This window comes from Kaistia granuli DSM 23481 (assembly GCF_000380505.1).
GTDB classification, from domain to species: Bacteria; Pseudomonadota; Alphaproteobacteria; order Rhizobiales; family Kaistiaceae; genus Kaistia; species Kaistia granuli.
In genome coordinates this window covers 13,916-34,824 of the sequence record NZ_AQYH01000015.1, presented here as the reverse complement: position 1 = coordinate 34,824, position 20,909 = coordinate 13,916, and the positions used below count along the sequence as shown (strand labels likewise).

The window sequence follows — 20,909 nt, the reverse complement described above, 5'->3', positions numbered from 1 at the left end:
GGAGGGGCTAGGGCGCCAGGATCACGGCCGGGTCGAGCCCGAGCGCATTGATGAACAGCAGCGTGTCGGGGTCGTCGTAGAACACGCTCGGTACAGGCATGTTCCACTTGATGAAGGCGGCCCTATTGCCCGGCATGGTGAGTAGCTCATAGGCGGCATCACTTTTCCCGGCCGCTTCAATGCGTTCAGCAATCACCCACTTTTCCACGCGGCGGCGAGGCTCTGGCTCAGGCTCTATATACGGCAGCGAAAACGAACTTCCATCGTAGGCCATGCCGCAAACGACGGCGCCATCGGGCGTCTCGACGAGCGTGCCGCCGGTTCCGTCGACCTCTGCAGCCTGAGCCCCGCGCCAGATTTGCTGGACGGTACCGTCAACCACCAGGACAACATCAGTCATGCCAATTTCTCCACAAACACTTCGGTGTAGACTTCGACAAGGCCCGAGAAAACCATCGCTCGCCCTAGCGTCTGCGTGGTGCCAGTGGCCTCTTGGATCCGGTGATCAATCCTGAATGCGGTAGACGCTGCGATGGTGAGAATGCACTGCAGCCATGCGTCCGTGATTGTATCGAACCCACCCGGCGTCATCGCATTGGCGCCTTGGAACACATAGGCGCTACCCGTCACGTCGTAGAGCGCGATCCTGTGCCTATCGCATTTGTACCCCGGGGCCCTTGCGACCAACTTGAATGTCCCAGCCGGCAACGTGAACACATTTGACGACAGCGATGCGCCAGCGATTGTGTTCACCAGAACGGTGTTCAGATTTCTCGTGACGAAAGAGCCGACTGTGCCAGCTCCGGCAACCGTCCCGCTGGGTTTTTCGTCCCGAATGACGAAGTACTCAGGCGCCCGCGAGGCATTGTCGACATACTGCTTTGTCGCTGGGTGGAGGTTCGCGGTCGGGTCGCCCTTCAGGACGATATCACCCGTCATCGTGCCGCCAGCTAGCCCGAGCTTGGCCGCGATGGCCGCTGCCTGGGCCGTTGAAACCGGCTTAGCGCTATCCGCCGTATTGTCGACACTGCCGAGGCCGACCTGAGATTTGGTGAGGCCGGTAATCAAAGAGCCGCCAACCGCCGGGAGGCCAGACGCGCCCAAGAGGGGGATGTTCCCGGACGCCGTTCCGGTGTTGACCGTAGCGGCCGTCCCAAGGCCGGTGATCGTCGACGCCGCCTGCGTGCCAGTGTGGTTCGCCCTGTTCTTCAGGTTGGCGTCGGTGTCGTTGGCCGTGGCAGCGGTCGCGATGCCGTTCAGCTTGACCTTGTCAGCGGCGATCATCAGGCCGTTGACGGAGGTCGTGACGGCGGCCGTCGACGCCTTGCCGTCGAGCGTCGTCTGTAGATTTGTGACCGTCGAGATGGCTTGTGAGCCAGTGTGGTTGGCTCGGTCGAGCAAAGTCGCATCGGAGGAATTGGCAGTCGCGCCGGTCGCTATACCTGAGAGCTTTGTGCGCTCGGTGGCGAGGAATGCCTTATTGGTCGTGCCGTCCGTGAGCGTATCAGCGGATTGGGTGCCGGTGTGGTTGGCGCGAGCTAGCAGCGTTGCGTCAGCCGAATTTGCCGTGGCCCCGGTGGCGACGCCCGCCAGCTTCGACCGCTCAGCCGCCGTCATGAGCAGCTTGGACGTGCCCTCGGTCAGGTCATCGCTGTCGTCGACTGCCTTCATGAAGGCCCCGGCGGCAGCAACGTTGGTCGAATTCACACTCGCCGGATCGCCGGCATCGCCCTTGTCCCCTTTGTCACCCTTGTCGCCTTTTGCCCCGGCCGCGCCGTCTGCGCCATCGGTACCGGGGTCACCCTTGTCGCCTTTATCGCCCTTCGGGCCCTGGTCGCCGGTCTCGCCCTTGCCGAACGGGATCGCCGCAGACCAACCGACAGGGCCCTGGCGGATGTAGAGGTTGCCGTCGTCGGTATCCAGGAAGCTGAAGCCGGCGGGCTCGCCGTCATAGAGGTCGCGATCCGCGAGAGGACCAGCCTCATCGACTTTGAAGGACTCCCCCTGATCGCCTTTTGCGCCAGTGTCCCCCTTGTCACCCTTATCGCCCTTGTCGCCTTTCAGGCCGGGCAGACCCTGTTCGCCAGTATCGCCTTTGGCGCCAGTCGATCCGGTATCGCCCTTGTCGCCTTTATCACCCTTGGCACCGGGCGCGCCGTCGGCGCCATCGGCACCCGGGGCGCCCGCATCGCCTTGGTCACCCTTGTCGCCTTTTGCTCCAGGAGTGCCGGGCGCGCCGTCCGCACCAGTGTCACCAGTAGCCCCCTTCTCTCCAGGGTCGCCCTTATCGCCTTTCGCGCCGGGTGCTCCATCAGCGCCGGGGTTGCCAGGGTCACCTTTCGCCCCAGCGTCACCTTTTTCGCCCTTCTCGCCGGGGGCGCCAGGAGCACCATTATTGCCGGTATCGCCCTTTGCACCCGCAGGGCCCTGGTCACCTTTGTCACCCTTCGCACCGGTCAGGCCGGTATCGCCAGTGTCGCCCTTTTCACCCTTCGCGCCAGCGGCCCCGGTCTCGCCGGTATCGCCTTTGTCGCCCTTCGGCCCAGGGTCGCCCTTGTCACCCTTGTCGCCCTTCGGGCCGACACCAGCCACGACTTCGACCATGTCGATGATCGAGCCGATCGAGAACCGCGAATAGACGTTCGTCTGCTGGTCCCAGAACCACACAAACGCATCGTTCGGCTGGGGGAGAACTGACGTCTCAACAAGCCGCTCCAGCGCAGGCCCAAGGGTATAGGTGCCATCGACCTTGTCGACCTTGAGCCCGTTGACGCCCTCGATCTGCGCCGGGAAGCGCGGGACTACACGAACGCGGAGGTATGGGAGGGCGCTGCTTCCAATGGTCATCTATTCACCACCCCATCAACGACCGGGACGGTGCCGATCAGGAACTGCATGGTCTCGCCACCACGCTCAAGCGTGCCGCCGACCTCGTAGGCGTCAGCGCGAAGATTTGTCATGCTCGAGCGGGGGAAGGTGAATTCGGCGAGCCCGGTCGAGACGATGACAATCGAGCCGTCCGTCGTCGACGCGTTGAGCACCTGGCAGCCGTCCTCATCCTTCACGGTGATGGTGATGGTGCTGCCGGTCAGGTCGATGAGGTCGCCGTTGTCGTCGTCCTTGAACTCGATACCTTCGATCCAATCAGCCCGATTGGACTGCGGCGGGAGCGTCGCAATAAGCATCGGCGCCTCTCAGAGCTTGATGTAGAAGGAGGCAAGGGCGAAGGGCGGCATGTTGTTGTGCGGTGCGCCGCCGCCGAATGGCGTGCCTGTGAACGTCGGTGTCACGCCGCCAGCCGTGCCGGTGTTAATGGGCGGAGACGAAGCCGCTCCCGAGGGCGACATCAGCTGCGTGTCTCGCGCGCCACCCTCTGCCGAGCCACGGCCGAGCGGGCCGCCGTTGCCGGAGAGCCCATGAACGTGCGGCGGGATCTCGCTGATCGTGCCGGCCGGAGTGACGACGGGGAGTTCAGGGACCGTGAGCACATGCTGATCGTCGCCACCGGACGAGCCCAGCTGCGTCGGCGAGCCCGTTGCGACCAATGCCGACAGCAGGCGACCTGCGGCGCTCGTACCCATGTCATCGAGGCCGAAAACCGCACGGCCGCGGAAGTCTGGCAGCTGGATTGTCTTGTGCGCGGTGAAGTCAGCGGATGCGGACGCACCCCGCCCACCATTCACCGCAAGGATGGTGTTCGGGACCGCGGCCCAGAGGAATTCAAACAGCGCCTGCGTATCAGCGTTGGCGCGTCCGGTGGCGCCAGACGTCGCGTCGCCAATGGTCCGCCCATTGCAGCGCTCCCAGCCAGGGTGCACGCCCGTCGCAAACCGAGTCTTGATGTCGCCCGTTTGCCAGAGCGCATTGGGATCAACCGGCGTGCCCCCGCCTCCCCCGCCGCCGCCGCCCGATGGGCCGATGATCGGAAGCGTTGCCTGGTCGAACAGGATCACGCCGCCGGACGTTGTGACGCGGACACGGAAGAAGCCGTCCGACTCCTTCAGGTAGACCGCCGGGAACATGCCGTAGCCGTCAGCCGCGACCGGGTTGGGATGAGACACCGAGCAGTCGTAGTTCTGGTAGACGATCAGCGGGGTAAGGGTCTCGGCCTCGTAGAAGTATGCCTTGGCGCCTGGGTACGGCTTCCCGTTCAGGTCGATCCTCTGCGTCAGCGAGAGGTTCCAGAGACCGGCCATGAGTACCTCAAAATGAAAAGACCGCCTCGGAGGGCGGCCTGTGGTGACTTTTGGTTGTGTTTGGGGCAGAATCTCGCGTCCGCCGGTCAGGCGGCTGGGGGAGAGATCATGAAGACTTTGGTACTGACGCTCGTTTTGAGCGTGATGGGCGTTAGCGCGGCCTTGGCTGGCAACTGCACCTATACGACCGACCGCGCGTCGGACGGATCGCGCTGCGGTGACCGGGCTTCAACGGTTCGCCCCGGCGGTAAGTGACATCAGGGGCGGTAGGCCACCCTCGACTCGCGAATAGCGCTAGGGCATGCTCTCCCCGCAACCTGGGAGGGGCATATGGCTGACAAACCAGCAGTGGTTCATATTGGCGAGAACTCGCCAGAAGGCGTTGCGTACAAGCTGTTTATCGATATCCGAAATGCGGAAAGCAACTCTACGCAGACCCGAGACAGGGCATACATACTAGACACATATGCGGAATGTCTTGTCGCTGCGACCGGGTTTCGACCGGCAAAGAAGTAGGCGAGACGAATTCCAAAAACTTCCTGGCTCTCTCCACGGCGTCAAATTGAGGATGATGCTCGGAGAGGGCCAGTTTCAGACACTCAAACCGAATTTCTTCGTCGGGGCTCATGTTCTCAGACCTTCCTTGGTACGGTAAAGTTCTCGCCTTGGTCGCGTTCTTCGCGATCATGACGGCAAGTTCAGCATCGGCGTATTGGCAGGATGGCAATAAGCTCTATGACCAGTGCGAGGCTCAGATTAACTTCGGCGTCGGATACATGCAGGGGGCGGTTGACGCGCTAGCGCTCGCTATGAACGAAGGCACATTTTGCATCCCACCGACCGTGACGGGCAAACAGCTCCGCGACGTCGTTTGCCGAGACCTTCGTGAAAACCCAAAAGATCGAAACCTTCTCGCAGCGCTTCTTGTCTTCCGCTCAGTTCAACAGGCTTGGCCCTGCAAGTAGGATACTGAATGTCAGCTGACCACGATCCTTGGTACGTAAAGGCCATCGCCTTCGGGCTGGTGGCGCTTGTCGCTATCTATATTGCAGGGCCGGCATCGCGTTGGGTGGGCGACCAGCTTCGCGGCCTTCGACACCAGCCGCAAAATTCGTCAACAGCTGCCGTAGAGCCACCGCCTGGTCGAGACCCCTATGGGGCTATCGCTCTTGCAGGCAATGGGCTTTGGCCCCGATGAGGGCGACGAACTGGTTGGCGAGATCGAAGGATACGGGATGGTCCCCGTTTACAACCTATCGAGCCGAATGAGTTTCGATGTCTGGGTCGACGACTACATGTTGTCGAAAAACAGGGCTATCGAGAAGCTTAGGAGGCACTGCAACTGATGCTGCCCGACCTATCCCCGCTTGGAAAAGTCCTCGCCTCAATCATCACGATTTTGGTGATGATCGGCATCGTGTGGGGGTTGAACTGGGGTGTCGACCGCTTGCCAATCAAGGCTGTCTACGGGCTCACCGGGTTGGGTTTTGGCCTAGCTGTCGGTTGGTTGCTCTGCGAGCGCTATGGCTCACCGAGACTCAAGCACATCGGCAAAATTGGCCGGTCGGTTGACATCGACCCGTAGGGGCTGGCGTGGCGCAATCTGCTGCCCCGCCGTCTGGCCACCTGCGTTTGCCGTCAGCGACAGCAGATAGCCGGCCTTATCTGCAACGGCCTTGTTCTTGGTATTGGATCGTTGAACACGTTGTAGCGCGGCGAGTACCGCAGTGCGGTCCGAGCCCGTCGCGGTCAGCTGGCGAGCGATCTGCTCCCCAATGGCCCGCATCTCTTCATCGGAGGATCCCTTTATAAGGCCCTCAACGGCTTTCAGCCCGCCAGCACGGAGCAGACCCAGGAACCCGCCGGACTCGTACGCCTGTCGTATCCCGCCGGTCTGTTTAGCCAAATCGCCCATTCCAGCAACGCGCGTTGCTGTTTCAGAGTTGTTCAGCGTGCGGTTTGCGGTCCCGGCGTAACGCTTCTCTTTCTCAAGCGCGCCGATCAGGTTGTCGGCTTTGCTTCCGACCAAGATCCTCAGCTTCTCGCGGTTCCAGCCCTTTTCGGCCAGTTCTCGGGCAGCCGCCCCAGCATCGTTCCGGGCCGTTGCCATGATCTCTTCGATCTGCGAGCGCGCGCCTTCCTGGAATGCCGAGCGCTCCGCCTGGCCGAGCGCCGCGATCTCCTTGCGCAACTCGTCCGGGCTCAAGGAACGCTGGAACACGCTCTTGCCCGCGTCCATGGCATCGAGAACGCCGGAGGGACCAGCGTACGCGGCGCGCGCCTGCGCATAAGCCGGGTTCATCTGGTCCATCTCACCGAGAAGTGTTGTCCGCATGTCGTTAACGGCGCGCAACTGCTCGCGTCGACCGCCGCGCGCAAGCGCCCCGGCAACGTCGTCGAGCCCGCGCTTCACATAGTCGAGCGCGCGGGTATCGAGGTTGTTGACATCAATAGGAGCTCGTTCGTCAGCGGCCAGGCGCTTTGCCTTTGCCAGAGCCGCACGCCCGGTCGGGGTCGCAAGGATCTCCTGAATTGGCTGTGTCACCTGAACCGGCGCGGCATATGCCTGCTGATAAAGTGGCGCGGCGGTGCTGGCGCGGTCCGCAGCGATCTGGTCAGCGGATTGAACGACGTTCGTGCGCGGGCCTAGGGCATGGTCGACGGCGTCTTGCGTACGCTGCCCGGCGCCAGCTTGTCGGGCCGCCATCGCCTCGCGCACGACCTGACGCCCCGGCCCCGGCGATGCTGCCTGCACCGATGCCATCTGCTGAAGGTTCGGCCCGAGGTCGGCAATCATTTCGTCGGGGGCCATATTAGCGAGAGCCGCCGGGTCTACGGAATCGGACTGCAACGCGCGGGAGACCTGCTGCGTGGCCTTTTCTCCCCCGCGGCCCATGACCTTGCTGAGGCCGGCGCCAGCGAGCCGCCCCACAACCGGCGCGGCTGCGCCTGCCGCGAGACCTATGCCAGCACCCTTCATGCCCTCATCGAGCCTGTTCTCAGCACCACCCTCGCCCGAGCCGAAGCCATATGCCCCGCCCTGTACAGCGCCGCCGATCGCGCCGCGGGCCATCTGCCCGAGCATCGTTGTCCCACGCGCCGCAGCGCCGATAGGCAGCACCGATGCCGGGATGGCACCAGCCAGCTGCCCGCCCATGAAGGCATACGGGTGCGCCTGTTCGGCCGCCGCTTTCGCCTGGCGCTGGGCCTGCAGCTCCTTGCCGTAGTCACCGAGCAGTCCGAAGCCGGTCTTGATGCCTGCGGTCGCCTCGTCAGCAAAGCCCAGGAAACCCATGTCGCCCATTCCGCGAATTGCGGATTCGGCGGTGCTGGGTTGCGACTGTGCGGCCGGCACGTTCTTGTGAAATGCGGCCGTTGCGGTCTGGGCATCCGGCGCCTCGATTTCAAAAGAGCGCCCGTCTTCCGTTTCGAACTGAAAGGTGCCCATTACTTCACCTGTCGCATCTTCACGCCGCCACCGAGATCGTTCCATTGACCACCCTGCTGCCCCGGCATACCGGACCATTTGGGGACGTCCCCAAAGCTCGGGATGATGTCTTGCTCGTTGATATTGTATCGCTGAGCGATGCCCTGGTACTGGCCGGCGTCCTGGTCGAAAGCGGTCTTGTAGCCCTGTATCCGACCCTGGGCCTCTTGGAGCAGCGCATCTCGGGTGGCGGGACTCAGGGTAGCGCCACCGTTCAACTGGTTGATCGCGCCGCGGAGCCAATCGGGCAATGACGATGTCTTGTTGACCATGACCATTTCGCCCTCTCGAACGACAGAGGTCGGGTCCATGATTTTCCCGAGGCCGTAGACGAGATTGAGGTCGGAAGCCTTGCTGTCGCGGCCAGCTGTCTCGACCATCGACCGATAGATGGGGAGAGCCTGCGCGAAGTTTTTATAGGACGGGAGGGCCTGAACCTCTTTCCGCACGCCGGAGATATTGTCAAAGCTCTCATTGTCGAGGCTGACTGAGCCATTCGGGCCAGAGGCCGGCGGCGGCTGGATCCACTCTCGCGTGTTCGGGTCGTAGATGCCTGTCTTCGAATTGACGAGGGGCTGGATGTCTCTTCGTTCCGACGCCCTCCTTGCGAGGTCGTAGTTCCGATCGGATTCGAAGGCGCCTCGGTTGAAATTGCGCTCCTGCAGGCCGTAACCACGGTCACTCTCGAAGATGCCACGATTGTACGAGCGGTCAGACGTCACGACTCCGCGGTCGAAATCCCGCTGATCGGTTTGCTTCCGCCAGTCGAACTGGTCCTGTTGCGCCGAGAAATTTCGATCGCTCTCCATGTTGGACCGCTTTTCCTTACGGGAGTCGACGAAGCTATCGCCCACCCCGCTGAACATATCGAAAAGCTGTCGGCTGTAGTCGGCCATGGTCCGGCTCCTCTACCCGAAAATCTTCTTGGCGGCGGAGATGCCCCCGAGCGCGGTCCCGATGATGTTGGCGCCGGTCTGGTCCTTGCCCTTCAGGAAGTCGGACTGTGCGCCTGCAGCGCCTGTGGCGGCGTTCCAGCCATACCCGGCCTTCGTCACGCCAGCGTCGTAGCCCATGCCCGCCTTGGCGCCGTAGAGGCCCGCCTGGCTGTCGGCGGCGCCCAGCGCCTTGCCGTCGTAGCCGCTCAGACGCTCGAGCCAATTGCCGTAATCCTGATCTGCAAGCCCATAGACGGCGCTCAGCGTGTCGAGGCCAGTCTGCCCCGAACCAAGGCGCCCCTGCGCTCCTGCCCGCCTTTCCAGCGCTTGGATGGCCTGGTCGGTGGCGAACTGATAGCCGGGGCCGGTCTGATAGGCGCCGGCCGCTCTACCGTTGCCGTCTGCACCATTCAGGCCGAGGGCATCAGCATAGAGCGACGAGCCACGGTTGTAGGTGTCGGATAGCGGTGCGTAGAGCCCGAGCGCTTTCGTGTAGTCGGCATTGGCGTTGGAAACACCAGTATCGATCTGACCATATGCCTCGTTCTTGGCGTTGCCATAGCCGTCCTTGAGCGCCTGGGCGGCCTTCTCCTCGTTCTTGTCTGAGAACAAGTCTTTCAAGCCCATGTCAGATGCCTTTCCAGCGGCTATCGGCCGAAACGAACGTCAGAACGTCGCCATTGGCGGGCGTCGCTGCGTCGATGTCGGAGAGATCATTGATTGAGAGGGCGAGAACGCCGCGAAGGATGGGGTCTGCGACGGTCCAATACCGGTACCAGTCGCGTGTCATTGTGCCGGTGGCCGGGTCGATCACCGGGATATTCGGGCCCGGAAGCGGCGGGAGCGTTGGCCAAGTTCGGCTCATCGCATGACGCCCATGTCCCCACCGAGGAGACCCACATAGACCGGGTCGGCCACAGTCAGGCGCCAACGGCGGCCAATGGTGTTCGTCACGCCGCAGCCGTTGATCGCGACCGGGTATTTCTGGATCTGCTGCGCGCCCAGCTCACGAAGAAGCGGCGTCGTGTAGTTGTCCCCGCCGTCATCGGTCCACGAAATCGCGACCTGCGGCTGGCGCTCGATCGGGTCTTCACCGTTCGCAATGCCCGTGCCGCGCACAAAATTGAACTCAGCCCGGGGGACACGGAAGCGCGCCGGGAAGTCACCCATCGCGTAGGATTCCGCCTCCCAGATCAGCGGCTCGCCGACCTCGCGATAGGTGCTCTCGGTGATTTCGAGGACGCTGCCGCTCAGCCGGTCACCGGTCAGCCACTTCCCGAACGCCTGGACGCTGTTGGCGCCTATGCGCCACGAGGATGTCAGGTAGGATTTCCGCTCGTGCCACGTCTTCGTGCTCAGATCGTAGACCCAGGTGAAACCGGGCCCGGTGATCCGCCAGCAGGGATGCCCGCCAACAACGTAAACACTCGCCTCAAGCAGATCCTTGTTCGTGGTCGCCTCGATCAAGCGGTCGAGTTCCGGCGGCGAGACCTTCTGCGTGCCGTAACCGGCCAGTTGATGGACGCCATTGTCGTCAGAGACCCAGAGCAGCGCCGCGGCAAATCCGTCCTCGAAGCCTGCTATGGCCTTACGACCCGCCAGGCCCCGCCAAATGACAGTCGTGCGGCTGAACGGGAAGCCCGTCGCGTTGCCGGTGTTCGCCCAGACCTCGATATTGCTGGGACCGCAAAGATAGAGCTCACGATCGAACGCAATGCCGCGCAGGAGCCCGTCAGGCTTGGCCTCGGCTCGGATGTAGTCGTTGCCGTTGACCGTGACGTCGTTGATGCCGGAGGCGAAACAGCGGCCGTCTGCGATTGTGAAAAAGAAAAAGCCGTCGATGAAGCAGACCGAGTTGGGCTGCGGCAGGTCGCCATCGACCAGCTCGGCAATCGCCGTCTCGGTGAAGGTGTAGACCGCGTCTTCCGTCACTACCACGCGGTCCGGTGTCGGCGTCTTGTTGTTGCGGGCGAAGCAGACCCAGTCGTCGCCGTTCAGCGTGCCGACCGTCGCGCCAACACCTGTGCTGTCGAAACGCACCAGCTTGTTGGAATAGGCGACGAAGAGGTAGGGGTCGACCACCGTCATGCCACGGCAGCCGCTCTCGCCAGAGCCGGCGAAGGTCCGGAGGCCAGGGGCGCGGCGGATAACGAATGCATTGCCCGCGCCCTGCCCGAGCGGCTCCGAATATGCGTTGACCAGCCGTCCGCCTCCCTCCTGGCTGTCGACGCCGGGAGAGGTGGACTGCGGGAAAAGGATCTTGGCCATTAGTGGCGGCGCCCGCCAAAGGCATGACGCAAGAACGGATCGGTCTGAAGTGTGCGGCGGGCCGGTTGGGGCACCTGCATCTTCTTCAGTCTCTCTTGAGAGCGCTCGATCAGCGCCACGTCAGGATCGCGCGTCTTGATGATGGCCTCACCGACGATGATGGCGAGGTCTTCCATGAACGCGTCGTCGATCTCGTCGTCGTCCGAGATGTAAACGACCTTGAGCCGCGCAAGGGCCGGCAGCACGCGGTCGATTGCTGCGCTGACGTGGTCCGTCTCGTCGGCTGCAGGGCTCTGGCCGGTTGCGAGCTGGCCAGCCTTCTGCATGGCCGCTACGACGAGGTCGGCCTTGGTGCTGGTGCTCATGGGCTATCCTTGGTCGAGAGGAAGCAGCGGGCCGAAGGTCCGCCGCCGTCTTCGTCAGGAGGATCAGGCGTTGCCGCTGTGGCGGGTGGCGAGGCGGGGGTCGATAGCCCGGCCGCCGAACAGGATGTCCAGACGCCATGCGCTCTTGTCGTTCACGCCGTCATAGACAGGGATCACGCGAACGTTGATGCCCTTGTAGGACTGACGCGCAACGTCGACTGCGCCCGGGGGCGAGACGAGCGGCACGGTCACCAGAGCAAACGCGTTCTTGTGGAACATCATGTTCTGGCGGTAGCTGGCGCCACCCGTTCCCATGACCGTGATCGGGGCATCGGCAGCAGGAACGGCGGAAACCGTCTGGAACGCACCCGACGCGATGATCGGGGGCGAGATGGTCAGCGTTGCCGGGCCAGTCGACGCACCGGAATCAGCATCCGCCTTCACGACGAACTGCTTCAGGAACGGCAACTTCGCCTTGGTCACCGGGTTGACGGCATAGACACCGGCAATCGTGATGACGTCGCCCTTCTTCAGGATGCCGGTCGTCGAGTTGGTCCAGCCCTTGGTTACCAGCGACTGCGTGCCAGTATCCTTCACTGCATCATAGGTGACACCCTGCGTGCCGCCGTTGACGAGCGGGGTGCCCGTCGCGACGCCGACCGTGTGGGTCAGGATGTTCTGCGACATGCTGGTGTCGACGCCGCCGATGGTCCCGAGCGAGCCATTGCGATAGGCGCCAGAGGCCGCGTTCTGGATGTATAGCGCGGTCTGGGAGCCGAGCATCGCCGCCTCGTCTGCCGGCGACAGAACAGACGCCAAGCTGTCGGTCGGAACGGCATATTCCATCAGTCGTTCCTTGCCGGCATAGAAGTCGGAGAACGAATTGATGAGCTGACCCGGCGTGCCGACCCAGTTCGGGACGGAGGCGTACATGCCAGCCAGGAAGGTGTCGACCGAGTTGGCAAGCTGGACCATGGCCGGCTTGATGACGCGCTCGGAGAGGTCGCCGATCTTGAGCGTCAGATCCTGCGAGGTGAACTCGAAATCCACACCACGACGCTGATCAACCGTGATGGTTGTCTTGCCTTCCACGACGTCCTGCACCGCCATGGTGGCGTTCGTGCGGACGGTGAAGTCAGTCGGCTTGCGGATCGAGATCGTTTCGCCGACCTCGTAGCCGTTCACCTTCTTGTCGAACTCGCTCTCATAGCCTCGGAAGACCTTCTTCGCGAGCACGAGTTCGTTGTCGAGGATCATCACCGCCTCTTTGGCGATGATATCCGCGGTAAGGGTCGTATTTGCCATTTTGGGCTGAACCTTTCGAGGTCAGTCCGCCTTAGCCGCGCTGCTTCTGCCGGTAGGCGACATAGTCGTCCATCGACATCTTGCTGAGGTCAGGCGCGGGCGCTGCGCCGCCACCTGGGGCGGATCGCGGAGGCGGTGCTTTTGTGGATTTGCTCGGGGTCGGCAGCGACAGGCGCGCCTCGATCTGGCCAATCTCGCGGGCGGCCTGCACAGGAGACATCGCGTTCAACGCGCGTGCCTTCTCGGGCTTCCCTGCAAGGAAGTAGGCAAGATGAGCAGCCTTGGAGCTGTCCAGAATTAGCTCGCCGACATGCGGCGCAAACTTCAGACCGTCAGTTTCGGCCTGCTTCATGACCTTGTCGTAATCAGGTACCCGATCCCGGATTTGGTCCACGGCGTCCTCGAAGGAATCGAGCTTCTCCTGCCTCTCAGCAGAACGTCGCTCCTGGTCCTTCGCCTGACTTTCCTGAGCCTTTTCCTCGCGGATGGCCTGGCGGATCTCGTAGGCGGTCTGGGCGCGCTCGAAAGCGGCATAGTCGCCGTTGAAATCCTGTTCCTTGGGCCTGTCGTCCTTGGCCGGCTGGCTTCTGGCCTGCTCTACTTCAGCAAGGCGTCGCTCCAGTTCAGCCTCTCGGGCCCTGCTGGCTTGCAGCGCCCGTTTCTGCCGCTCGGCTCGGGAGGCGCGGCGAGGTTTGTCCTCATCCTCGTCGCCGTCATCCTTCGCGGCCTCATCCGCTTCGGTGTCCTCGCCAGTCGCTTCCGTGGTCGTCTCGGTTGCGGTGGCTTCAGTCGTCGTAGCGGCGGTGTTGTCGTTGTCACTCTCGGCAGGCGCGGCCTCGGGGGCGGCTTGCACGTCGGTTCCGTCAGTCATGTGAGGCCCATAAAAAAAGCCGCCCCGAAGGACGGCAGGTCATCGTCGCGGCGGCCACGTCATGCGGCTGCCTGCTGGCGAAGCTCAGAGTGCCGGCGGGATGTCCTCGGCCGGCTGAAAGGCTGGTTCTGCGGCTTGCGGAGGCATCGGAGCGGGCTGCTGTGCTCCCTGCCCCATGATGACCGCGGCGAGTTCCTGCAGCATCTGCTCCTGACGAGCGTTGATCTGCTGCTGTTCGAGCAACTGGTCGCCCACGATGCGGAGCGCGGCCTCGACCTCGCCGGGCGGCGTGCCCTGCGGTGCAGCTTGATCCTGCGGCTGCGGGCCACCAATCTGCTGCAGTTGAGGCTGCTGCGGCGCGAGAAGCGACGCCTTTTTCAGAAGCAGGTCGATCTCCTTCATCTGAAGTTCGATCTGAGCCTTCTGTAGGTCAATCTGCGACTGCTCGCCCTTGGCCTGCGCTTCGGCTGCGGCGGCCATCTGTGCCGGGTTAGGCTGCGGAGGCGGCGGAGGCGCCATATCGCCCTCTTCAGCCTCCATGGCCCGGATCTGCGGCGGCAATGCCGTCTCAAGCCGCTTAGCGAACTGGTCGGCATTCGGCCAGTCCTGCGCCTTGGCGACAAGGTCCATCACAAGCGGGGCGACGTCGGGTGCCGCCTGGAGGAAGGCGGTCATGCCCTCCTTGGCTTCCTCGCGGCGCGTCGAATAGCTCGGCCCAGTCGACATCACGACGTCGTAAGCGCCGACCGTCACGTCGTAGCCAATGACGTTCATCGTATCGCCGGGGCGCATCCCCGGCTTGGCGGGGAACTTCTGTCCCGTCGCCGGATGGGTTGCCATCCCGTCCTTGCCGACCTGCACCTGGACCTTATGGTTGATCTGCAGCGGGTCCATCTTCCCGTCTTCGCCAAGGATGCGGATCATCCGCTCCGTGTCGTAGATGTGAGGGATCAGGTCCACGATGATGCGGCCGGCCTGCTGGACGGCGAGATTGAAGTTATCGATGTAGACGACCGAGCCGATGTCACCTTCGCGCTGGCGGGCGAGGATGGCCTTGCCACTCGTCTCGTTAGATCGATTGCCGAGCCCAGCGTCGTAGATGCCGATGACGGCTTTCATCTCCTCGGCCGTGCGGGCGATCATCTCGGACAGGCCCTGCGACGTGACCGGCGGCTGGGAGCGCTGGGGCGGGGCTCCGCCGTTCACAGGGTCCGGCTTATATGTCAGGTACGGAAGATTGTCGGTGTTGGCAGACAGCCATTCGTTCGGGTTGTTTTCGAAGTTCACCTCGGTCCCGATGAACGGAGCCTTAGGCTGCAGCGCAACCACCTCGGTCTCAGCCGACACCGCGTAGTTGTACATACGCTGCGCTTCTGCGGCGAAACGCACAATGCCGTGGCGGATGATCTTGCGGCCGATCTTCACCTGCTCGCCGATCACCGGAATGACCGGGATGTACGCGCCGGGCCACTTGTCCGGGCCTTCCAGCGTGTGCGCGCAGGTGATCAGGCTCCGATAGATGGCGAAGGAGTCTCGCTTTTCGACGCGGGCGCCCTCGACGTTGCGGGCCAATGCGTTCTCATCGTCCGTGACGTCCTCGATTGAGCCGTCTGGCAGCAGCACGAGCGTCTTTTTCTCGGCGCGCTTCTCCCAATATTCCGAGACGCGCACCGTATCGCTGCCGTGCCACTCGCCACGGTTTTGAACCTTGCCAAAATCCTCGACCGAAGCGTCGGGGTACTTCTCCTTGAAGGCCTCAACCGACATGTCGACAGGCACATGGCACCACATCGCGTCATCGCGCATGGGGCGCTTGGCGTTCGGATCCCAGATGACCGCGACGCCATCCTCAACCGAGGCGATGCGGATCTCCTGGTCGAACGTGGTCGACGCGGCGTACTCGGTTTCGATGCGGAAGTGGCCGATGCCGGCGACTACCTGGCTGTCGGCCGCGTCGGTGTAGACGCTGCGAGCGTCTGAACGGTTCTCGATGTACCGGACCAGGCCAGAAAGCTTCTCGGCCGTCTTGACGTCACCGCGGTTGTCGACCGGAACGACCTTGATCGACGGGCGCATCATGCGGATGTCGCCAGTCACCTGGCGGACAAACTGCGGGATGCGGTTCACCGTGAGCGTCGGGCGATCTTTCCGGGCCTTCTTCGCGTATTCAGGCCATTGATTGCCGGCGCGGATCTCCAGATCCTCATACGCCCAATCGATATTCTCGCGTTCACGGTCATAGCCGGCGTCGTACCGCTTCAGTGCCGTGGCAATGAAGTCGGGATCAGCCTTCGCACCAGCCATTAGCTACCCATCCATCCGCCGACACGGCGCCCGTATTGTTCGCGTTCCGGCTTCTTGCGGTCCATGACCGGCTCAGCGAACGTCAGCGCGATGGCGTCCCAATCGTCAGGGGACCGCACGCCGCGCGCTCGCATGTGCTCTTTGCTCTCGAGGAGCAGCCTTTGGTTCACGTCGTAGCCGTAGCCGGGGCCGCAGGCGTCTGCCTGGAGCACATCGACATCCGGGATGTCAGCCCCGCCCGTCTCGTCCAGCCAGTCGCGGGAGCGCATCCACATCTCGGCGCGCCGGTTCTTGGGCCCGGGTTGCTTCTCACCAGTCGGGAGCAGCTTGTACGGTTCCTGAGGTTCGCCGCCGAAGTTGATCGGGACGACGATGCTCTTGTACGGCTCGCCCCAGCTATGAAGGATGTCGACGACGCCGGCGCCGACACCACCCACGTCGATGAACGCCCGGGCGGGCTTGTCCACGTCGATGACCTGCTTGACCCAATTGGCGCCAGCGACGACGTCGATCTTGCCCTGGCTCTCCGTCTTCGAAACCTTGCGGCCCTTGCGCCATGCGATCGAGAACCGGTCGTTGCCGAACCGGGCCGGGTCGACGCCAAGCACCAGAGGACCGATGCCCTCGCATTCCGCTTTCCGTGCGCGCATGACCGCTTCGGGCTTGATGAAGCTGTCGTGGCCGGTCATCTGGAATGCTTCAGCAGCGGTTGCCGGGTACTCCTGCTTGAACAGCAGCGGGTCTTTCAACTCCGCCATCTTCGCCCGTCGCCAGACCATCTGGTCCAGTTCGAGGCTGTGCGAGGTCGCGTATTCCTGTTCTTCGTCGTCCAGCGTGAACCCGGGGGGCACCGGGCGCCGATACTCCGGCTGCCAAAACCACGGGATGAAGATCGCCTCGTAGTCGCCTATGCCAGCTTCGGCCTGCTGCCAGCGCTCGTGGAACTCGCCGCCAACACCGTTTGCCGTTGATTCCAGCACAATCTCTGTGCCGGGCAGGTCCGGGATGGCCTGCACAACGCCCGCGAAGTGCGTCGGCGCATTGGGCCAGAAAGCGACCTCCGAGCCGTGGAACAGCTGAACAGTCTGCGACCGGCCAACGGCCTTCGCGCCAGCCGTGCCGACCGCGTAGCCGCTTTCCAGCACCGAGAATGCCAACTCCTTTGCGTTGGCGGCGCCTGTCACTGGCTTGACCAGTGCCGGGCAATGTTCGTGATACCGCTCGACCATGCCGAACAGGTTGTTCGTGGCGTCCTGCTCATGGGTCAGGATGAAGACGCGGCGGCCCCTAGCGTGTGTCGCGCGCCAGTAGAAGCGGCCGCCGATATACGTAGAGATGCCCTGTTGGCGCCCCTTCAGGACGAGAGCGCGGACCTTGCCGGTTCGAGCCCGCTGCGCCTCAAGCCGTTCATGCAGATAGATCTGCGCGACGTTGAGGGCGAGCGGTTCGATGGCGCCAGACTTGGCTCGGATCTTGAGGCAGCGAGCGGCGTAGTGGGAGAAGTCATCTTTCAGCTTCTGGCGGATGGACCGTTCCCGGTCACTCAAGCTCGCCAAGCGCATCCTCGTGGTAAATTGTAAGGTCTCCGGCAATCTGCATGGGCAGCACCTTCCCGAGAAGGCCGGCCATGGCCTTGATGTCATTCTTCGCGATATGGACGAGGTAGCCCGTCAGGCCGTCTTCGCCGTTACCATCTGCGCCAACCTGTTCGGCTGCGGCTAGAATGGCTTCCTTCAGCGCGGCGGTTGTCTTGTTCGGGACGCCCTTCTTGCGACCCTTGCCAGCGTTCGGGGGCTTTGCAGCACTTCCCTGCACTTTACTGGCCGAGCGCTCGTTCGCCATCTGTCTCGATCTTTCTACGAGCGCCAGCCCTAGTGGCCGCGACCCCGCGATTGAACATGGCCCGCTTGCGGACTATTGCCCCCGCCCGAAAAGCGATGTCAGGGATCAGTATCAGCGCGCGCAGGTAGGCCTTCATGAACCGGCCGGCGATGAACCCAGGCGGGGCCCCATGATGATCGGACAACATACGGATGAACCGGCCTGGGTAGTTGGACGGCGACTGCCCATGCCATTCCCGTTTCAGATCCCTGTACGCGAAGGTGAACTGGTCTCGCCATGACAGGCGGAGCGGCGGGCCATAGGCGATGTGGTAGAGCGCACGGCGCGTGTCAGCTTCGGACTTCGCCAAGGCTGCGCTGTCCATCTGTCTCGATATCCTTGGCGATCACGCGAAGCCAGTCGGCGAAGGCTCTGTTGGAGAGGCCTGCGGCTTGCTGGGCTTGTGCGATGTGAGTGGCGGCAAGAGCGTAGCCGGCGGCGGTTGGGTTGTTCGCCATGCCGTGCCCCAGAAACGAGAAGCGCCCGGCAGGATCTCTCCTCCGGGCGCACCACTCGACTATTGAGTTATGGACGGATTCTGACGTGATTTGCGAGCGGCGTCAAGCGATAGTCCTAATCTGGACCCCAGCAATTTGATCTGTGGACACCGATTCACCTGGAGAGGCGGCCCTAAGGCCGTATACCGACGTCAGACGGCATAGCAGCGAGGATTTGTCTGTTGGGGACAACCCAAGGCTAAGGCTGCCGATCCCTAGAATTTGCGCGCGCCGATTGAGTTCAGCAATGGCACCAACAAAGCCCGCCAGATCCGCATCAGTCGTCATCCCGCCCTCCTCCGTTCCTGCGTAAAGTGCCGGTGCAGCGCGTTGAGCGCAATCCTCAGATCGCCGAGGAGATGCGCGGCAAACTCGTCCTTGATCACGAACACATCCAGCGCCGTGATGGGGTTGTAGCTGCGGGCCTCGACGGCGAGGGACTGAAGGCAATTCTGAAGGGCTCGTTGCGCGGCCTTGGCGCTCTCGCAGAAGTCCTCGAACGTCCCTCCCCCGGTTTCGAACATTGGTGGTGGCGGTGGGGTGCCTGTTTCTGGAGTTGCCCCGATAGCCCGTTGGTAGGCGTTGCGGACCTCGGTGTAACGCTCTGCCGCGCGCGCCTGGTCGAGGCTGATCTCCTTGCCGATCAGGAGGCGCCCGATGACCGTGCCGCCCTCCTGCGTCTTCGCCTGGGCCTCGGTGAGCCCGAACAAGCGCACCCTGGCGTTGATCCCGGTGCGCATGACGTCTTCGGAGGTCTTCGCCGCGGACCATTTGCGGTCCACCTTCCCTGACGCTTCTCGTGGCGCCCCTTCAGTCCTTGGTCGCCCTCCCTTGTGGACGCGGCGCTTGGCGGCTTTGGTACGTGCCTTCATCGGTGATGTGCCCTGTCAAAAAAGGTTTCCTCCCTTTTCGGTCAGGTGGTGGGGTTAGTCGTCGAACCAGCCATGCTTCTGATGCCAAGCGTTCCGTTCACGCCACGGGTCGGGCTTCCAGAAATTTGCCTCGACGCGCTGCCGGTTGCGCTTCCGCTGCAACGCCACTTTGGCCGGGAGGCTCATGAACCGGTAGGCGGCGATGTCCAAATCGAAGCCTCGCAGCTCTTGGGCCTCTTTGTCCCATTGGCGGCTCAGCCAGTCAGGGATACCCATGGTCTTGAGCGCGAGCTTGGAAATGCCGCTTGAAGCGCCTTCGAATGGGCCGCCCACACTATTTTCGTAGCCGCCCGCAGCGCTTGCCACCGCCAGGCCTTGCACTGAGCTACCGAGAGCCGGCATCGCCCCGATATGCGGCACGGCGATAGGAGCTGCAGCGGCGCCCAGCCCCATCATTTTCATGAGCCCGCGTCTGTTCACGCCTTCACCTCATCGTGTGAGAGAGCGGCGTCGATTCCATCGGACCAGGCGGTCTTAACACCATCAGCAGGGAACCATTCGTCGGATATGAACCGGATAGTGTCCTGCATTTCTGACACCATCCTCTCGGTCGGCTCCCTCATCGCCTCGATAGCCGCGCGGGCAAGCTTGAGGTACTTCTCCGCCCGATACGGCCAGCACTCAGGCTCAAGGCCGTCGGCGATCAACAGCGCCCTCGCGGCCCTGCCCACCATCTCGTTGCTCTGGTCTGCCATGGGTTAGGGCTCCTGAAGGGCTGAACGGGCTCGATCCCGGATTGCGACAAGGGTCTCTCGGACAAAGTCGGCCGCAGGGCCGCGGATGATTGATCCATCCGGGAGCAGGATCCTATGCCGCTCCTCGCCGTTTTCTCTGATCCCCGCTGTTATCGCTCCATCGATCTGCCGCAGAGCTGCTTCGTATCGGACAACTTTCACCTCGCTCGTCTCTGCCATCTCGTCTCTCCTATGCGGGGGTGTGGGGGATGGGAATGATCTTGGCCGCACAGACGAAATCGCCGTCGATGGCGATGCTGCGCCCGCCTCGGGCGGTGCAATCCTGTCGCCGCTGATATTCGTACCCTGAGCCGAAGCTGACGACGACGAGCAGGGCCAGAAACGCCAGGAACACTATTGCTTGGACCAATGCTGCCATGCTCATCGTCCTATGCTGCGGTTGCTGGGATGGGGGCGGAGGCCTTGGCGGCCTTCTTGGCGGCACGATCGGCGCGGTCCCGTTCGAGCCTGGCTTCGTTCTCCTGGCGCCGGGCTCGCATCGGCTCGATGTACTCGACCCAGAATTTGCGGGCGTTCGCCAGCAGTGCGTCTCGATCCGGGCCGACGTCGATGAACCGGATCTTGGTCGGGTAGTCCGGCTCCCACGTCCGCAGCAGCCATTCGGCGCCGTCCTCGGACTGGTAGAAGCGGTGCGACATGTGCAGGTCGGTCATCTCGATCTCCTATGCTGCGGTTGCTTGTGCGGCCGGGGGCCATTCGGTGGGGGTGTGGTCATTCTTCGCCCTCGCAGTCTGCGAAGCGGGCGACGGTTCGGATGGTGACGACCTGGACCGGCTTGGAGCACTCGGCGACTTCCTTTGCCCCGTACCGTTCTTCCAACACCTTGCGATCCAGCTTCGATTGTTCGGTGAGCGTGATGCGGGCGTAGTGCTCCGAGCCCGAGAGGTCGGCGCCCTCTGCCAGGAGCGATTTGCGGATCTCGTCTTCCTCGGCCTTGAGAGCCTTTATCGCCACTCGGAGATCTGCGAGGCGATCGACAGGGTGTCTGTTGGCTAGCATGCGATTTCTCCTTTGCTGGTTTGTGGCCCGATGGTGGCTCGGTGGCGTTTGGTGGCGCTCCCCTATGGGGAGAAGCGCAAAAGCCACCACCAAAAGCCACCTAGACCACCGTAA

At 63.0% G+C, this 20,909-nt stretch carries 24 protein-coding genes; 1 reads left to right on the top strand and 23 read right to left on the bottom strand.

Going from position 1 to position 20,909, the window contains the following annotated elements:
• Positions 1–7: 7 nt before the first annotated feature.
• Genes G342_RS0118805 through G342_RS0118790 form a run of 4 tightly spaced genes read right to left on the bottom strand, consistent with a single transcriptional unit; the run spans position 8 to position 4,196 of the window.
• The gene (locus G342_RS0118805; RefSeq protein WP_018184716.1) at positions 8–400 is read right to left on the bottom strand and encodes a hypothetical protein; all 393 of its coding nucleotides are present in this window, start codon (positions 398–400) and stop codon (positions 8–10) included.
• Positions 397–2,847, bottom strand: coding sequence for a collagen-like protein (locus G342_RS25425; RefSeq protein WP_018184715.1), 2,451 nt, complete (start codon positions 2,845–2,847; stop codon positions 397–399). Before G342_RS25425 ends, G342_RS0118805 begins: the two co-directional genes overlap by 4 nt.
• Complete coding sequence (locus G342_RS0118795; protein ID WP_018184714.1) at positions 2,844–3,185, bottom strand: hypothetical protein; 342 nt, start codon at positions 3,183–3,185, stop codon at positions 2,844–2,846. The genes G342_RS25425 and G342_RS0118795 overlap by 4 nt, the downstream gene beginning before the upstream one ends.
• Before the next feature lie 9 nt (positions 3,186–3,194).
• Entirely contained in the window at positions 3,195–4,196 is a 1,002-nt protein-coding gene (locus G342_RS0118790) for a hypothetical protein (protein ID WP_018184713.1), read from the bottom strand.
• A 626-nt stretch (positions 4,197–4,822) separates the two neighbouring features.
• Here G342_RS0118790 and G342_RS26665 point away from each other — a divergent pair.
• Entirely contained in the window at positions 4,823–5,161 is a 339-nt protein-coding gene (locus G342_RS26665; RefSeq protein ID WP_018184712.1) for a Rap1a/Tai family immunity protein, read from the top strand.
• Positions 5,162–5,724: 563 nt separating this feature from the next.
• On the opposite strand, the gene G342_RS0118775 is transcribed toward G342_RS26665, so the two are convergent.
• The 19 genes from G342_RS0118775 to G342_RS0118685 all read right to left on the bottom strand — a co-directional run bounded on the left by G342_RS0118775 (position 5,725) and on the right by G342_RS0118685 (position 20,795).
• Positions 5,725–7,644, bottom strand: a complete 1,920-nt coding sequence (locus tag G342_RS0118775) for a hypothetical protein (RefSeq protein ID WP_018184710.1) — start codon at positions 7,642–7,644, stop codon at positions 5,725–5,727.
• Entirely contained in the window at positions 7,644–8,579 is a 936-nt protein-coding gene (locus G342_RS0118770) for a hypothetical protein (RefSeq protein ID WP_018184709.1), read from the bottom strand. Before G342_RS0118770 ends, G342_RS0118775 begins: the two co-directional genes overlap by 1 nt.
• Positions 8,580–8,591: 12 nt before the next feature.
• Entirely contained in the window at positions 8,592–9,245 is a 654-nt protein-coding gene (locus G342_RS24655) for a hypothetical protein (protein ID WP_018184708.1), read from the bottom strand.
• A 1-nt stretch (position 9,246) separates the two neighbouring features.
• Positions 9,247–9,432, bottom strand: coding sequence for a hypothetical protein (locus tag G342_RS0118760; protein ID WP_018184707.1), 186 nt, complete (start codon positions 9,430–9,432; stop codon positions 9,247–9,249).
• 47 nt (positions 9,433–9,479) lie between these two features.
• Positions 9,480–10,886 (bottom strand): hypothetical protein, encoded by a 1,407-nt coding sequence (locus tag G342_RS0118755; RefSeq protein WP_018184706.1) that lies wholly within the window; start codon positions 10,884–10,886, stop codon positions 9,480–9,482.
• Positions 10,886–11,251: a hypothetical protein gene (locus G342_RS0118750; protein WP_018184705.1), complete on the bottom strand. Its 366-nt coding sequence runs from the start codon at positions 11,249–11,251 to the stop codon at positions 10,886–10,888. Before G342_RS0118750 ends, G342_RS0118755 begins: the two co-directional genes overlap by 1 nt.
• Positions 11,252–11,314: 63 nt before the next feature.
• Positions 11,315–12,556, bottom strand: coding sequence for a P22 phage major capsid protein family protein (locus G342_RS0118745; protein ID WP_018184704.1), 1,242 nt, complete (start codon positions 12,554–12,556; stop codon positions 11,315–11,317).
• 31 nt (positions 12,557–12,587) lie between these two features.
• Entirely contained in the window at positions 12,588–13,427 is an 840-nt protein-coding gene (locus G342_RS0118740) for a hypothetical protein (protein WP_156831017.1), read from the bottom strand.
• An 84-nt stretch (positions 13,428–13,511) separates the two neighbouring features.
• Positions 13,512–15,731, bottom strand: a complete 2,220-nt coding sequence (locus G342_RS0118735; RefSeq protein ID WP_018184702.1) for a portal protein — start codon at positions 15,729–15,731, stop codon at positions 13,512–13,514.
• Positions 15,731–17,287 carry a terminase large subunit gene (locus G342_RS0118730; protein WP_198010830.1) on the bottom strand — a complete coding sequence of 519 codons (1,557 nt, stop codon included), beginning with the start codon at positions 17,285–17,287 and terminating at the stop codon, positions 15,731–15,733. Before G342_RS0118730 ends, G342_RS0118735 begins: the two co-directional genes overlap by 1 nt.
• Positions 17,271–17,573, bottom strand: coding sequence for a hypothetical protein (locus tag G342_RS0118725; RefSeq protein ID WP_018184700.1), 303 nt, complete (start codon positions 17,571–17,573; stop codon positions 17,271–17,273). Before G342_RS0118725 ends, G342_RS0118730 begins: the two co-directional genes overlap by 17 nt.
• Positions 17,548–17,937: a hypothetical protein gene (locus G342_RS0118720; protein ID WP_018184699.1), complete on the bottom strand. Its 390-nt coding sequence runs from the start codon at positions 17,935–17,937 to the stop codon at positions 17,548–17,550. Before G342_RS0118720 ends, G342_RS0118725 begins: the two co-directional genes overlap by 26 nt.
• Positions 17,903–18,070: a hypothetical protein gene (locus G342_RS26120; RefSeq protein ID WP_156831016.1), complete on the bottom strand. Its 168-nt coding sequence runs from the start codon at positions 18,068–18,070 to the stop codon at positions 17,903–17,905. The genes G342_RS0118720 and G342_RS26120 overlap by 35 nt, the downstream gene beginning before the upstream one ends.
• Positions 18,071–18,393: 323 nt before the next feature.
• Positions 18,394–18,849, bottom strand: a complete 456-nt coding sequence (locus G342_RS0118715) for a hypothetical protein (RefSeq protein WP_018184698.1) — start codon at positions 18,847–18,849, stop codon at positions 18,394–18,396.
• Between the two features lie 186 nt (positions 18,850–19,035).
• Entirely contained in the window at positions 19,036–19,443 is a 408-nt protein-coding gene (locus G342_RS0118710) for a hypothetical protein (RefSeq protein ID WP_018184697.1), read from the bottom strand.
• 14 nt (positions 19,444–19,457) lie between these two features.
• Positions 19,458–19,736 carry a hypothetical protein gene (locus tag G342_RS0118705; RefSeq protein WP_018184696.1) on the bottom strand — a complete coding sequence of 93 codons (279 nt, stop codon included), beginning with the start codon at positions 19,734–19,736 and terminating at the stop codon, positions 19,458–19,460.
• A gap of 229 nt (positions 19,737–19,965) precedes the next feature.
• The gene (locus G342_RS0118695; protein ID WP_018184694.1) at positions 19,966–20,154 is read right to left on the bottom strand and encodes a hypothetical protein; all 189 of its coding nucleotides are present in this window, start codon (positions 20,152–20,154) and stop codon (positions 19,966–19,968) included.
• A gap of 10 nt (positions 20,155–20,164) precedes the next feature.
• Complete coding sequence (locus G342_RS0118690; protein ID WP_018184693.1) at positions 20,165–20,449, bottom strand: hypothetical protein; 285 nt, start codon at positions 20,447–20,449, stop codon at positions 20,165–20,167.
• A 58-nt stretch (positions 20,450–20,507) separates the two neighbouring features.
• A complete protein-coding gene (locus G342_RS0118685) occupies positions 20,508–20,795 on the bottom strand; it encodes a hypothetical protein (RefSeq protein ID WP_018184692.1) in 288 nt (95 codons plus the stop codon).
• Positions 20,796–20,909 lie beyond the last annotated feature (114 nt).